Source organism: uncultured Acinetobacter sp. (assembly GCF_947624825.1).
Classification (GTDB): domain Bacteria; phylum Pseudomonadota; class Gammaproteobacteria; order Pseudomonadales; family Moraxellaceae; genus Acinetobacter.
This window is the reverse complement of record NZ_CANQLZ010000019.1, coordinates 31,133-45,560: the sequence shown is the minus strand read 5'-3', so window position 1 is coordinate 45,560 and position 14,428 is coordinate 31,133. Positions and strand designations below refer to the sequence as shown.

Below are 14,428 nucleotides of genomic sequence, written 5' to 3'. Positions count from 1 at the left end.
AGGAGAAAATCTAAACTCAGCATTGTATCATTATAAAACGTGCTTGTTTGGCTTAAAAAACACAATCGATTAAAATTCCCAAGTCCATTTGCAAAATAAATCTAAGCTGCTGCGGCTTTTTAATCTTTTACTATTGCTGAGCAAGCACAGCAAATTTCAGGGTACACTCAAACCATAACAATAACCAAATGACTCAAGGAGCGCATATGTCGCTGGTCAATTCATCTTTGTTTCGTCCATTAGATTTAGGTTTTACCACTTTAAAAAATCGTGTGGTGATGGGTTCTATGCACACCGGTTTAGAAGACCGTTTTTATAACTACCCTAAATTAGCCGCTTATTTTGCCGAACGCGCCAAAGGTGGTGTGGGCTTAATGATTACCGGTGGAATTTCGCCCAATCGGCAGGGTTGGTTGTTGCCCATGGGGGGCACATTAAATTATCGCGCTGATGTGATTGCCCACCGTTTGGTCACCCGTGCTGTACATCAACATGGCGGCAAAATTCTATTGCAGATTTTGCATGCCGGACGTTATGGTTATCAGCCTTTTGTGGTGTCGGCGAGTCGGATTAAATCGCCCATTTCACCGTTTAAACCACGTGAGATGAGCCACCAAAATATTTTAGCCACCATTAATGACTATGCCCGCACTGCCGAATTGGCTCAACAAGCCGGTTATGATGGGGTGGAAATTATGGGTTCAGAAGGCTATTTGATTAACCAATTTTTAAGCCGGCATGTGAATTTGCGTAAAGACCGTTGGGGTGGCAGCTTAACCAATCGCATGCGTTTGGCAGTTGAGATTGTTCAAGCCATTCGTGAGCGTGTGGGTGATCAATTTATTTTATGTTTTCGCCTGTCATTACTAGATTTAGTTGAAGGTGGCAATCGTATGGATGAGGTGATTTTAATTGCCCAAGCCTTAGAAAAAGCCGGTATTCATATTTTAAATACAGGGATTGGTTGGCATGAGGCGCGTATTCCGACTATTGTCAGCTCTGTGCCACGTGCCGCTTTTGTCGATTACACCGCCGAAGTAAAACAACATGTAAGCATTGCGGTTATGGCATCTAATCGGATCAATATGCCTGAAACTGCCGCAAGTATTTTAGATCAAGGGCAAGCCGATTTAATTCAAATGGCGCGTCCTTTTCTAGCCGACCCAGAATGGGTCAATAAAGCCCAAAGCGGGCGTAGTGATGAAATTAATACCTGTATTGCGTGTAACCAAGCTTGCCTTGATCATACCTTTAAAAATCAACGTGCTACGTGTTTGGTCAATCCGCAAGCCTGTTATGAAACCGAACTGCGCTATTTACCCACTAAAACAATTAAGAACATTGCCGTGGTGGGTGCAGGTGTGGCAGGTTTGTCAGCCGCTACAGTCGCAGCAGGTCGTGGGCATCAGGTCACATTGTTTGAAGCCCAAAGCCACATTGGTGGGCAATTTAATTTAGCCAAAGTCATTCCTGGTAAAGAGGAGTTTTATGAAACCTTACGTTATTTTGAGGTACAACTTCAAAAGCTGCGGGTAGATTTACAACTCAATACCCAAGTGAGTGCTGAAATCTTGGCGCAATATGCGTTTGACGACGTGATTATTGCCACAGGTGTTGTGCCACGCAGTTTAAAACTACAAGGTGCAGATTCACCCAAAGTTTTATCCTATAGCGATGTATTAAAGGGAGCTCATGTTGGTCAGCGTGTGGCTGTGATTGGGGCAGGGGGCATTGGTTTTGATGTAGCAGAATTTTTATTAAAATCAGCGCATCAATCCGTTGCAGAGTGGAAAAAACAATGGGGTGTAGACCCGACAAGCAATTATCAAACAGCAGGCGGTTTGGTTATTGCCAAAACACCTGAGCCTAAGCGGGAGATTTATTTGTTACAACGCAAAACCACTCCCATGGGTGCAGGTTTAGGTAAAACCAGTGGTTGGGTGCACCGCGCAGAATTAAAAAAACATGGTGTGCGCATGTTAAGTGGTGTGCAATATCAAGCGGTCACCGAAGAAGGTTTATGGATTGAGTTTGCAGGGCAGAGCCAACTATTACGTGTAGATCATATTGTGGTGTGTGCAGGGCAAGAATCTGTAACCGATTTAATGCCGCAACTGCCTTTAAAAGGTCAAACCCATTATCACTTAATTGGTGGAGCCAAGCTTGCCGCTGAACTTGATGCCAAGCGTGCGATTCGTGATGGGGCAGAATTAGCAGCAAAACTTTAAGATTTGATGAAAACTTGTGCATTTAATTCAATTTATTGTATTTTTGCTTGCATGAGTGAAAGCTTGGCCGTAATATACACCGCATGGAAGCGTGGCAGAGCGGTTTAATGCACCGGTCTTGAAAACCGACGAGGGCTTATACCCCTCCGTGAGTTCGAATCTCACCGCTTCCGCCAAATTCAAAAAACCCCTGATTTTTAATCAGGGGTTTTTTTATTGCCTTTATTTTAATGTAAGAAAAAATTTAATTTTGAGTGCACCAAATTAAATAAGACTAAAATAATAAAAAAGAGGGCTAAGAAATGAACATACTTCTTGATTTAATCAAACAAAATAAAAAGATTGATAGTAAGGAAGGAGAACTCGGATATATACAAAAGATTCGACATCAGATTCAACAACAACCCATATCCGATATTGTAGATCAGCAAGGTAATCAATACATTGACTTAGTTTTAGAGGGCGGTACAGTTTGGGGAATTGCATTAATTGGCTATACCTACACGCTTGAAAAAGCAGGTATTCGATTTTTAAACTTGGCAGGAACATCTGCAGGCGCAATTAATGCGACGATACTCGCAGCCTTAGGTACATCATCTGAGCCAAAAAGCGAGAAATTGATTGAAATTTTTTCTGAAATGGATTTTAACAGCTTTATCGATGGCGGAAAAACGGCTCAAAATTTACTGAATGATATCAAAGAAAAAGATAATGTATGGACTGCAATTTTTCCCAAACTGCTTTGGTTAGGAATACGAGGAAAATTTCGTGGCAGCAAACTTGGCATCAATCCAGGGGATGTTTTTGAAGAGTGGCTCGAGAAAACCCTAGAAAAATATCACATAAAAAACACAGCGGATCTATTTCAAAAATTCAAGAATGAAAATTTAAGTATTCGAAAGGATGTACAGCGTACAGGGGCAGATAAAACTAGATTTAATAATAATTTTAAAGTCAATCATTTAGCGATTGTTGCCGCGGATATCACCACAGAAAGCAAAATTATATTTCCAGAAATGGGGTATTTATATTGGGATGAGCCGTTAAAAACCCATCCTAAAAAGTACGTACGTGCATCAATGTCAATTCCATTAATTTTTGAACCCGTACGAATAGAAAAATTACCTCAGAATCGGCAAGAGTATTGGCGTACATTGACGGGTTACCAAGGCCCAGTGCCCGAAATAGCTTATCTTGTAGATGGGGGAGTTATTTCTAATTTCCCAATCGATGTTTTTCATGCCAATGATGTGATTCCGCTATGTCCGACCTTTGGCGTAAAGTTAGGTATTGATAGAAAACAGGCATTAAAGATTAAAGATATACTGGATTTTGGAGGAGCATTGCTATATACAGTCACCAATAATAGTGATTACAGCTTTTTATTTCACAATGAAGACTACAGTAAATTAATTGCTTATATTGATACATCGATACCTTATAAAGCAAAAGAGCTAGATAAAAAAGGCACTTTTTGGCAAAAAATCCTGGCTAAATTTAAGCAGCCTGAGAGTGAGATATTTAGTTCTTTAGATTTTAATATGTCGAATCCCAAAAAAGCGGCACTTTTTGCTTTAGGTACAGAAGCTGCCTATGAGTTTATTTGCGGGAATGATTCTTATCATAAAACTTTAGATAAAGAAAAATTACCTCCCGATGCAATTTGTCCATTCGATTGGGAGGAATATAAGAAATTGCGAGAAAAATTGATTGTTACTGATACAGATTTATATAAGAAGAAAAAAGAACAACGTAGATTAAAATCTTTATTTCCTTAATTGAAAGGTTTGGTAAGTATTTTAAAAAGGATGATTTTTCGTAAGTTAGGCTAAGGACAATAGAAATCAAATAGTCACTGCGTATCACAAAGCGTTATCATAATTGCAATACATGCATTGGATTGCCTTATGAAAATGATTGCCGATGAGAATTTGGCCTTTACCGATTATTTCTTTGCTGAATTTGGCGAGATTCACCATAAAGCAGGACGTACTTTAACTGCGCATGATTTGTCTGATGCCGATGCACTTTTGGTGCGCTCGGTCACGCAAGTCAATGCAGCACTGTTAAAAGACAGCAGCGTGAAATTTGTGGGCAGTGCCACTATTGGTACCGATCATTTAGATCTTCAAGCTTTAGAGGCTCACAAAATTTCATGGTCGAATGCTGCAGGTTGCAATGCACAAGCTGTAGCAGAATACGTGATTACTGCTTTATTACATGTGCAACCTGAACTGTTACATGCTGAAGATCGCTTTACCTTAGGGGTGATTGGTTTAGGTAATGTCGGTTCACGCTTAGTGAAAATGGCGCAACTGTTAGGTTGGCGCGTCATCGGCTATGACCCATTGGTGAAATTAAACGGCGTTGAACAGGTTAGTTTTGAAACCTTGTTGACTTCCTCACAGGCGATCTCTATTCATGTACCTTTAACCAAAGCAGGTTCTTATCCGACTTATCATTTAATCAATGCGCAAGCTTTAGCCCAAATGTCACCGCAAACAATTTTAATTAACTCGGCGCGTGGTCCTGTGGTGGCAGAAGCCGATTTAATTACAGATATTCAAAAAACAGGGCGTAAAGTGGTGCTTGATGTATTTGAACATGAACCTGAAATTACAGCCGAAGTCTTAGATTTAATCACTCTTGTCACCCCACATATTGCAGGCTATAGCCTAGAGGGCAAAGCACGCGGTACACAAATGATCTATGACGCCTTTTGTGCAAAGTTTGCTTTTGATGCCACAAAACGTTTTGAAAGCCAATTGCCTGTGTGTGAGGCCTATTTTCAAGGTCAAGATTTAAAAGCAGCTTTGGCGGCTCATTTAAGCCAAATTTATGATATTGCCCGTGACGATGCCAATTTACGCGCTTGTGTAAAGAATGGCAAAGTTGAACAACACGCTTTTGATTTTTTAAGAAAAACTTATCCGCTGCGCCGTGAGTGGGCAGCCCATGCAGGACCAATCGCATGAGCCTTGAATATCAACCTAGCTGTGAGTTAAGTGCTTTACGTGCCCGTGCCAACATGTATGCACAAATTCGTGAGTTTTTTGCCAAGCGCGAAGTGCTTGAAGTAGAAACACCGATTTTATCGCAAGCAGGGGTGACGGATGTTTATTTGGCATCGGTGCAAGCCACACGCCATATGCTGGGTAAAGCCGCGACGCATTATTTGCATACCTCACCTGAATTTGCCATGAAGCGTTTATTGGCCAGTGGCAGTGGGCCAATTTATCAAATTTGCAAAGTTTTTCGTGATGACGAACATGGACGTAAACATAACAGCGAATTTACTATGCTTGAGTGGTATCGTCCCGGTTTTACTTTAAAAGACTTGATGTTTGAAGTGACCGATTTACTCAATGTGGTGTTACAGCAACGCTTTGGTGAAGTGCGTCCCACAATTTTAAGTTATAAACATGCCTTTATGGATCGGTTGGATCTTGATCCTTTACAAGCCACCACCAAAGAATTGCAAGATGCTGCACGCCGTGTGGGTTTAAACTTAGATTTAGGTGATGATCGTTTAGGATATATCGACTTACTGTTTTCACATATGGTCGAGCCAAGTTTAGGTTTTGATACGCCGGTATTTTTAACTGATTTCCCGCCTGAATTGGCATCGCTTGCCAAAACCCGTACAGATGAAGACGGTGAATTGGTTGCCGCACGTTTTGAGTTATATATAAATGGTTTAGAATTAGCCAATGCGTATGACGAATTAATGGATGCCACAGTGCTACGCAGTCGTTTTGAAGCCGACAATCAAGAACGTGCCAAACTTGGCTTAAGCGTCATGCCGATAGATGAATATTTATTGGCTGCATTGCCCAATATGCCTGAATGCTCAGGTATTGCTTTAGGCTTAGATCGTTTACTGATGATTGCAACAGAAAAAATGCGTTTAAGTGATGTGATCAGCTTTCCTGCCGATCGCGCTTAAATAAAAAAGCACCCTTGGGTGCTTTTTTTTATTCTTGTATAGGTTGTGCCGCTTTTAATTCCGCTAGCGCCAAAATACGCTGTTCAATCAACATTTCGCCAATATCAGGGCCTTGAATATCTCGGGGTAAATCTTGCGCTTTAATACTGCGTACCACTTGCATAGCATCTAATAAGTATTGCGCTTGAGGATAAGCGCGATTTTCTAAGCCTAAACGACCACGCGCATCACACTCACAGGCTTGTACAAAGGCTTCGACTCGTTCAGGACGACGTAGCACGTCTAAGCGTTGTAATAAGCGCCATAAAGTGCCGGGCTTTAAGTTAAACGCCTGATGACACTTTAAATGTTCTTTACACACCGCTAAAGCCAACTGTTTGGTGTTGGTCGGGACTTTTAAACGCTCACAGACTTGGGTGACCGGTTGGATACCACGCTCTTCATGCATAATGTGCCGTGGTAGCTCAGCTGGTGGGGTAAGGGCTTTACCTAAATCATGTACCAATACGGCAAAACGTACATCGAGTGAATAATTGGCCTGACAGGCTTGTTGCAACGACATTAAGGTATGAATGCCACAATCAATTTCTGGATGATATTCAGGGCGTTGGGGAATACCAAACAATGCATCAATTTCAGGAAACAAGACTTGAAGTGCACCACAGCTGCGTAGCACCTCAAAATACACCTCGGCATTGGCTTCCATGAGCGCACGTGAAGTTTCTTTCCACACTCGTTCAGCACTCAATGCTTGGAGCTCGCCTGATTCTGCCAAGCGTTGCATCAATTGCAAGGTTTCAGGGGCAACCTTAAAACCTAAGTGATGATAACGTGCGGCAAAACGTGCAATACGTAATACCCTTAGCGGATCTTCGACAAAGGCGTCGGACACATGTCTTAATAGCCTAAGCTCTAGATCACGTTGCCCATGATATGGATCATACACCTGACCGTCTTGATCCATGGCCATGGCATTGATGGTTAAATCACGGCGGATCAGATCTTCTTCTAAACTGACGTTGGGGTCGGTATAGAATTCAAAGCCATGATAGCCTACGCCTGCCTTACGTTCGGTACGGGCAAGGGCATATTCTTCTTTTGTTTTAGGATGTAAAAAAACAGGAAAATCTTTGCCCACCGGCTCAAAACCGTCGGCAAGCATTTGTTGTGGTGTCGCACCAACAACCACATAATCTTTTTCGTGATAGGGATGACCGAGCAAATGATCTCGTACTGCACCGCCTACTAAATAAACTTGCATGAAAAAACCTCTATTCTTAAGGCAATCATGCAACAGAATAGAGGTTTTCTCAAGTCAAGAAACTGCCTTTTGAGGCATTTGTCTTATAGCGCGTCTTGCTCTGCTTGCTGAATTTCAGCCACAGTTAACGCCGTCATATTCACCACACGACGCGTGGTTGCAGTTGGCGTTAAAATATGTACAGGTTTTGCTGCGCCCAACAAAATAGGACCAATGGTCACGTTATTACCCGATGTCGCTTTGAGTAAGTTAAACGAGATATTGGCAGCATCAAGATTTGGCATAATCAATAAGTTTGCTGAACCTTTAAAACGTGAGTTCGGGAAAGCAAACTGACGGATATTTTCATCCAATGCTGCATCGGCATGCATTTCACCTTCCACTTCAAGCTCAGGTGCAATTTCTGTCAAAATATCAAATACTTTACGCATTTTTTGCGCGCTGGCATCATTTTGATCTGAACCAAAACTTGAATGAGAGACCAATGCCACACGTGGAGTAACACCAAAACGACGCACTTCTTCAGCCGCTAAAATGGTCATTTCAGCCAATTGTTCTGCTGTTGGGTTGCGGTTAATGTAGGTATCGGCAATAAATAAGTTGCGATCTTCAAGCATCAAGGCATTTAAGGTAAAGAAGGTATTGTGACCTTCTTTTAGACCAATGGTGTTTTTCACAAAGTCTAAATGAATGTCATAGCTTGAATAGGTACCACACAACATACCATCTGCTAAACCATGACGCACCAACATTGAAGCAATTAAAGTTGAACGACGACGTACTTCACGCTGTGCGTATTCAGGTGTTACGCCTTTACGCTGCATGATGCTGTAGTAATCATCGGCAAACTTTTGGTAGTCTGGATTATTTTCTTGATCCACGATGGTCACGTTCACGCCATTTTCCAAACGTAAGCCTAACTTTTTAATGTTGGCTTCAATCACCGCAGTACGACCCACCAAAATTGGTTTGGCTAAGTCTTCGTCTACGGCAATTTGCACAGCACGTAATACACGTAAATCTTCACCTTCAGCATAAGCAATGCGTTTTGGATCAGTTTTGGCTTGCGCAAAAATTGGCTTCATCATAAACGCTGAGTTATACACGAACTCAGATAAACGCTGACGATACACCGCAAAGTCTTGGATTGGACGCGTAGCGACACCTGAATCCATCGCAGCTTTAGCCACAGCAGGTGCAATTTCTAAAATCAAGCGTTGATCAAGTGGACGAGGAATTAAGTATTCACGACCAAAAGATGCCGATTTTTCACCATAAGAGGCTGCATCTGCTTCAATGTGTGCCATACGCGCAATCGCATGTACACAGGCAATTTTCATGTCTTCATTGATGGTGGTTGCACCCACATCTAAAGCACCACGGAAAATATACGGGAAGCACAGTGCATTGTTTACTTGGTTTGGATAGTCCGAGCGACCTGTAGCCATAATTACGTCATCACGGGCAGCGTGGGCGTGTTCTGGTAAAATCTCAGGATCTGGATTGGCAAGGGCAAAGATAATCGGATCTTTGGCCATTTGCTTAACCATGTCTTGGCTTAAAATGCCTGCGGCAGATAAACCTAAGAACATATCTGCACCTGCCATCACATCGGCAAGTTGTGTACCTTGAATATCTTGTACATAGCGTTTTTTCGATTCATCTAAACCGGTACGCTGTGTAGTGAGCAAACCGCGTGAGTCGGCCACAGTGATATTTTCTTTTTTCGCACCTAAAGCGCAAAGCAAGTCAAGGCAAGACAACGCAGCTGCACCGGCACCTGAAGCAACAATTTTGATTTCATCAATTTTTTTGCCGTTCAGCTGTAAGGCATTGAGTAATGCTGAACCGACAATAATAGATGTACCGTGTTGGTCATCATGGAACACCGGAATGTTCATGCGCTCGCGCAATTTTTGCTCGATATAGAAACACTCTGGCGCTTTAATGTCTTCTAAATTAATACCACCAAAGGTTGGCTCAAGTGCTGCCACAATCTCTACAATTTTGTCTGGATCATTTTCAGCAATTTCGATGTCAAAAACATCAACACCAGCAAATTTTTTAAATAAAACGCCTTTACCTTCCATCACAGGCTTAGACGCCAATGGACCAATATTACCCAAACCGAGTACCGCAGTACCGTTGGTGATGACAGCAACCAAGTTACCGCGGGCGGTATACAATGCAGCCTTTGATGGATCACGTTCAATCTCTAAACACGGTGCTGCAACGCCTGGAGAATACGCCAAAGCCAAGTCGTGTTGGTTGATCAGTTGTTTACTTGGAGTAACGCTGATTTTCCCCGGGGTTGGGAATTCATGATAGTACAAAGCTTGCTGTTTTAATGATTGATCGTCCATTTGAATCTCTTTTTACCTTAAAATTGCCGACCAGACGTGCTGGTGGTGTTTGACCAAATTTGATCGAATATAACATCAGTACTAGGCTTCTAATAGCTAAGATTGTTGAATTTGTAAGCAATCTTAGAGCTACTATGCCTCAATTAAGATTTAAATTGTATAAATGAGGTGGGTTAAATTTAAGTAATTATTTTTATAAATTTTTCTTATGCTTTTTAAAAGCAATGATGCAAAGTTCTACTGAGTATAAACAAGCCCAAATTCCTGCAATAGCAGGTTTAGACTAAAGTACTTGCCAAATTTAGCCTGTATGTTGGCTTAAAAAGCAATCTTGGCTCAATCTCGGTACACCTAGATCATGTGGATAAGATTAAGTCCTTAAGTACGGCTTAGAAAAATACAACACGGTTTATAAAAACATCAGCTTTGCTTAATTCAAAATAAGTCTTAACTAAGTTTAAGCTTTAGATGCCAAGAGAATGACGTTTTTAAAGCAATCGCAAGATTGAACACAAAAAAAGCAGCGTTATCGCTGCTTTTTAAGATTTAAATATTATGCATCAATAAAATGATAATTTAAGATCGAAAGTGCCACTACAGGTGCTGTTTCTGTACGTAAGACGCGACGCCCAATACACCAATTAACAAAGCCTTGGGTATTAGCAGCAGCAATTTCAGCCTCGCTTAAACCACCTTCAGGCCCAATCAATAAAGCCAAATTTGGTGTCGCTTGCGTTAGCACATTGGCTGCATCTTTATTGGGTGCGAGCACTAATTTGGTCGCAGGCAGTTCACTCTCAAGCCATTGTTCAAGTGGCAAAGGCGCTAAAATTTGTGGCACGATATTCAAACCACATTGCTCACACGCTGCAATTGCAACCCCTTGCCAATGGTCTAATTTCTTTTGATCGCGGTCATATTTTAAGCGCATTTCACAACGCTCAGAGGTCAGTAATTGAATTTGAGCAACCCCCAATTCTACTGCTTTTTGAATGGCATAATCCATACGATCGCCTTTACTCATTACTTGACCCAAAAGGGCAGTAAAAGCAGGTGTACGATTATCGGGGTTAAAACTGAGCACTTGAACACGAGCGGATTTTTTTGCCACTTCAATCAGCTCAACCTGATACTCGCCACCTTGACCATTAAACAAGGTGGCAGTTTCACCGACTTGGGCGCGGAGTACTTTACACCAATGATGAAACACGGTTTCGGTTAAATCGGCAGACGTGTCAACCGTTAACGTCGCTTCCATATAAAAACGTGGCATAAAATACTCACTTTAAAAACAATAAAATTAAGCCAAACCTAAATCTTGAACCAATTGACGGGTTGGATCAGTGGTGTTCATGGTGTAAAAATGCAAACTTGGCGCACCGCCTGCAATTAAGCGTTCACACAGTTTAACCACCACTTCATGACCAAAGGCTTTAATTGAAGCCGTGTCATCACCATAAGTAGCCAATTGCTTACGAATCCAACGTGGCACTTCAGCGCCTGTACCATCGGCAAAGCGAATCAAGTTGTTGGCATTGGTAATTGGCATGATGCCAGGCGCTACAGGAATATTCACCCCTTCTTTTTGAATGCGGTCTACAAAGTAGAAATACGCATCTGGATTAAAGAAAAATTGAGTGAGGGCTGCATTGGCACCGGCATTCGCTTTATCACAAAAACGTTGAATGTCTAAATCAAAGCTGTCTGCTTGTGGGTGCATTTCAGGATAAGCTGCCACTTCAATATGGAAATGATCACCTGAATGTTCACGGATAAAACGTACAAGATCAGTTGCATAAGGGAGTTCACCTAAGCCCACTTGACCTGAGGGTAAATCACCACGCAGTGCCACAATACGGTCAATGCCTTGAGATTTGTATAAATCCAATAGTTCAGCAATACGTGCTTTGCTGTCGCCAATACAAGACAGATGCGGGGCAACTGGTGTGCCTTTGCCATTAAAGTCAGCTAAGGTAGACAGCGTGCGTTCACGGGTTGAACCGCCTGCACCATAAGTCACAGAGAAAAACTCTGGATTGAGCAGTTGTAATTCTTGATGTACGGTTTTAAGTTTTTCTGCACCAGCATCAGTCTTGGTTGGGAAAAACTCAAAAGAAATAGGAATCTGTTTTGACATGCTTAAATCCTTTTTACTTATCAATAAATAAACCACAAACAAAAGCAGGCACGAGGCCTGCTTTTATCAATGCTTAGTATTTATAAGCATCAGATTTAAATGGACCTTCAACAGCTACACCTAAGTAGTCTGCTTGTTCTTGTGTTAATTGAGTTAACACGCCACCAAAACCTGCAACCATTGCCGCAGCAACTTCTTCGTCTAATTTCTTAGGAATCAGTTCTACACGGATTTTTGCAGCTTTTTCAGCTTCAGGAAGATCAGCAAATTTCTCAGCAAACAAGTGCATTTGACCTAACACTTGGTTAGCAAAAGAACCATCCATAATACGTGATGGGTGACCTGTTGCGTTACCAAGGTTTACCAAACGACCTTCAGATAAAAGGATCAGGTAGTTATTTTCGTCTTCTGAACGATAAACTTGGTGAACTTGAGGTTTCACTTCAACCCACTTGTAACCACGTAAGTAGTTGGTGTCGATTTCAGTATCAAAGTGACCGATGTTACACACCACAGCACCTGCTTTTAATGAATCAAGCATTGCTGAATCGCAAACGTGGTAGTTACCTGTAGTTGTTACGATGAGGTCAGTATTTTGAAGAAGATCAGCATTTACGTCTTCTTTTTTGCCTGTTTGCACGCCATTTTTGTATGGAGAAACAACTTCAAAGCCGTCCATACATGCTTGCATTGCACAGATTGGATCCACTTCAGTTACACGTACAATCATACCTTCTTGACGAAGTGATTGAGCTGAACCTTTACCTACGTCACCGTAACCAATCACAAGCGCACGACGACCAGATAACAACATATCTGTACCGCGTTTGATGGCATCGTTTAGAGAATGACGGCAACCGTATTTGTTGTCGTTTTTAGATTTAGTTACAGAATCGTTTACGTTGATTGCAGGAACTTTTAAAGTGCCATCACGAAGCATTTCATACAGACGTTGAACACCTGTTGTTGTTTCTTCAGTGACACCGTGGATTTTAGCAATTACTTCTGGGTATTTTTCATGAACAAGAATGGTTAAGTCACCACCATCATCAAGAATCATGTTGGCATCCCAAGGTGTGCCATTAACATTGATTTGTTGTTCTAAGCACCACATGTATTCTTCTTCAGTTTCGCCTTTCCAAGCAAAAACCGGAACACCCGCAGCAGCAATTGCAGCAGCAGCATGGTCTTGTGTTGAGAAGATGTTGCAAGATGTCCAACGAACTTCAGCGCCAAGTTCTACCAAAGTTTCAATTAAAACCGCAGTTTGGATTGTCATGTGGATACAACCCAAGATTTTAGCACCTGCAAGTGGTTTAGCCGCAGCATAACGCTTACGTAAACCCATAAGCGCTGGCATTTCAGCTTCTGCAAGTTTGATTTCTTTACGACCGTAGTCAGCAAGAGAGATGTCGGCAACTTTGTAATCTGTAAATGAAGCATTAACCGCGTTCATCACGATCTCCTTAAAATTAATAATTGATCATTCAGTTCGCGGATGCCGTTGTTGGTCTGTCTAGAAAAAACAAACCGATCGTCGAGCCTGGCAGATCTTACATTTGGTGCCTGTAAGATCAGTCGCAGCATCCCTCGACTAACGCGGTATTGTACTTGGAAAATCAGAGATATAAAAGATCACTGACTTACGTTATCCTTTTTAGATATAGATTCGGCTAATTCCCAACCAATTTGGGTGACTTCACAGATTTGCTTAATTCCATTATGGTTACTTAGCTCTGCGATAATATTTTCCGTAAGCATATATTTAATGGCTGACTTCCATACTGCTATTTCTTTAGGATTATCAGTTCTATAATTAAATTTATCAGCATTAAAATCAGCTGTACCATCAATATATCTAGTGTAAGTGATGACACCATTGCCTTCTATAGCATGATTTAAAAGGGTGAGAGCTTCATTTGACAAAAATGTATTATTTTTTGGTGATGATTGTATGGGTCTAATTAACTCCTTTAGGTTTGCATTATTTTGAATTTGTAGAGATAGATGATCTTTAATTTTTTGTTTGAAAGAATAGCGATCATCATAAAACTCTAATAAACCATCGTTTAGCCAAAGTTGAGTCTGATCTCGTAAGAGTTGTAATTGCTGTAAATCTATATTGTCAGGATAAGACCTTTTAGAAATGTAGATAGACGCTAACTTATTTTTATCACAATGTCTGGATATTTCTTCTACCGTGCCACTAGCAAATTCACCAGTGGGTGAGCCTAAGCGAGTCCAGAATATACCAATTAATATATCTGAATCATTTAAAATATTTTTGTTAATAATTTCTTGAGGTCGTCCTCCCATTTGAGGTGCAACGTTATGTTCCCAACCAATAGGATTAAGCATGACACCGAATTGCTTAGAATGAATAGCGTTCCATTCATAGATTGCATCACGAACGAGTTGTCTTTCATCTGCCACATCACTAGGTGATGCGATCATGACATTGAGTACTGTTGCTTGGTAAGCCATTTTTTATCA

At 41.3% G+C, this 14,428-nt stretch carries 10 protein-coding genes and 1 tRNA gene; 5 read left to right on the top strand and 6 right to left on the bottom strand.

Going from position 1 to position 14,428, the window contains the following annotated elements; genetic code table 11:
- Nucleotides 1–206: 206 nt before the first annotated feature.
- The 5 genes from Q0017_RS06245 to epmA all read left to right on the top strand — a co-directional run bounded on the left by Q0017_RS06245 (nt 207) and on the right by epmA (nt 6,174).
- Nucleotides 207–2,228, top strand: a complete 2,022-nt coding sequence (locus Q0017_RS06245) for an NADPH-dependent 2,4-dienoyl-CoA reductase (protein ID WP_298144157.1) — start codon at nt 207–209, stop codon at nt 2,226–2,228.
- 85 nt (nt 2,229–2,313) lie between these two features.
- A tRNA-Ser gene (locus Q0017_RS06240) sits at nt 2,314–2,404 on the top strand.
- Between the two features lie 126 nt (nt 2,405–2,530).
- Complete coding sequence (locus Q0017_RS06235) at nt 2,531–4,006, top strand: patatin-like phospholipase family protein (RefSeq protein WP_298144154.1); 1,476 nt, start codon at nt 2,531–2,533, stop codon at nt 4,004–4,006.
- Between the two features lie 129 nt (nt 4,007–4,135).
- Nucleotides 4,136–5,203: a 4-phosphoerythronate dehydrogenase gene (locus tag Q0017_RS06230; protein WP_298144151.1), complete on the top strand. Its 1,068-nt coding sequence runs from the start codon at nt 4,136–4,138 to the stop codon at nt 5,201–5,203.
- A complete protein-coding gene (gene epmA / locus Q0017_RS06225; protein WP_298144148.1) occupies nt 5,200–6,174 on the top strand; it encodes an EF-P lysine aminoacylase EpmA in 975 nt (324 codons plus the stop codon). Before Q0017_RS06230 ends, epmA begins: the two co-directional genes overlap by 4 nt.
- Before the next feature lie 28 nt (nt 6,175–6,202).
- Here the strand turns inward: epmA and Q0017_RS06220 are convergent, their stop codons facing one another.
- From Q0017_RS06220 to Q0017_RS06195, 6 genes are all read right to left on the bottom strand, one after another.
- Nucleotides 6,203–7,435 (bottom strand): multifunctional CCA addition/repair protein, encoded by a 1,233-nt coding sequence (locus tag Q0017_RS06220; protein ID WP_298144145.1) that lies wholly within the window; start codon nt 7,433–7,435, stop codon nt 6,203–6,205.
- Between the two features lie 83 nt (nt 7,436–7,518).
- Nucleotides 7,519–9,798 carry an NADP-dependent malic enzyme gene (locus tag Q0017_RS06215; RefSeq protein ID WP_298144142.1) on the bottom strand — a complete coding sequence of 760 codons (2,280 nt, stop codon included), beginning with the start codon at nt 9,796–9,798 and terminating at the stop codon, nt 7,519–7,521.
- 553 nt (nt 9,799–10,351) lie between these two features.
- Nucleotides 10,352–11,071, bottom strand: coding sequence for a 16S rRNA (uracil(1498)-N(3))-methyltransferase (locus Q0017_RS06210; RefSeq protein ID WP_298144139.1), 720 nt, complete (start codon nt 11,069–11,071; stop codon nt 10,352–10,354).
- Nucleotides 11,072–11,098: 27 nt separating this feature from the next.
- Nucleotides 11,099–11,935 carry a methylenetetrahydrofolate reductase [NAD(P)H] gene (metF, locus tag Q0017_RS06205; RefSeq protein ID WP_298144137.1) on the bottom strand — a complete coding sequence of 279 codons (837 nt, stop codon included), beginning with the start codon at nt 11,933–11,935 and terminating at the stop codon, nt 11,099–11,101.
- Nucleotides 11,936–12,008: 73 nt separating this feature from the next.
- On the bottom strand, nt 12,009–13,391 hold the full coding sequence (gene ahcY, locus Q0017_RS06200; protein ID WP_298144135.1) for an adenosylhomocysteinase: 1,383 nt from the start codon (nt 13,389–13,391) through the stop codon (nt 12,009–12,011).
- Nucleotides 13,392–13,570: 179 nt separating this feature from the next.
- Nucleotides 13,571–14,419, bottom strand: a complete 849-nt coding sequence (locus Q0017_RS06195; protein WP_298144133.1) for a DUF4062 domain-containing protein — start codon at nt 14,417–14,419, stop codon at nt 13,571–13,573.
- Nucleotides 14,420–14,428: the final 9 nt, after the last annotated feature.

Coding starts and splice junctions, on each gene's coding strand:
- Q0017_RS06245 (WP_298144157.1), top strand. CDS start 207: ATGTCGCTGGTCAATTCATCTTTGTTTCGTCCATTAGATTTAGGTTTT.
- Q0017_RS06235 (WP_298144154.1), top strand. CDS start 2,531: ATGAACATACTTCTTGATTTAATCAAACAAAATAAAAAGATTGATAGT.
- Q0017_RS06230 (WP_298144151.1), top strand. CDS start 4,136: ATGAAAATGATTGCCGATGAGAATTTGGCCTTTACCGATTATTTCTTT.
- epmA (WP_298144148.1), top strand. CDS start 5,200: ATGAGCCTTGAATATCAACCTAGCTGTGAGTTAAGTGCTTTACGTGCC.
- Q0017_RS06220 (WP_298144145.1), bottom strand. CDS start 7,435: ATGCAAGTTTATTTAGTAGGCGGTGCAGTACGAGATCATTTGCTCGGT.
- Q0017_RS06215 (WP_298144142.1), bottom strand. CDS start 9,798: ATGGACGATCAATCATTAAAACAGCAAGCTTTGTACTATCATGAATTC.
- Q0017_RS06210 (WP_298144139.1), bottom strand. CDS start 11,071: ATGCCACGTTTTTATATGGAAGCGACGTTAACGGTTGACACGTCTGCC.
- metF (WP_298144137.1), bottom strand. CDS start 11,935: ATGTCAAAACAGATTCCTATTTCTTTTGAGTTTTTCCCAACCAAGACT.
- ahcY (WP_298144135.1), bottom strand. CDS start 13,391: ATGAACGCGGTTAATGCTTCATTTACAGATTACAAAGTTGCCGACATC.
- Q0017_RS06195 (WP_298144133.1), bottom strand. CDS start 14,419: ATGGCTTACCAAGCAACAGTACTCAATGTCATGATCGCATCACCTAGT.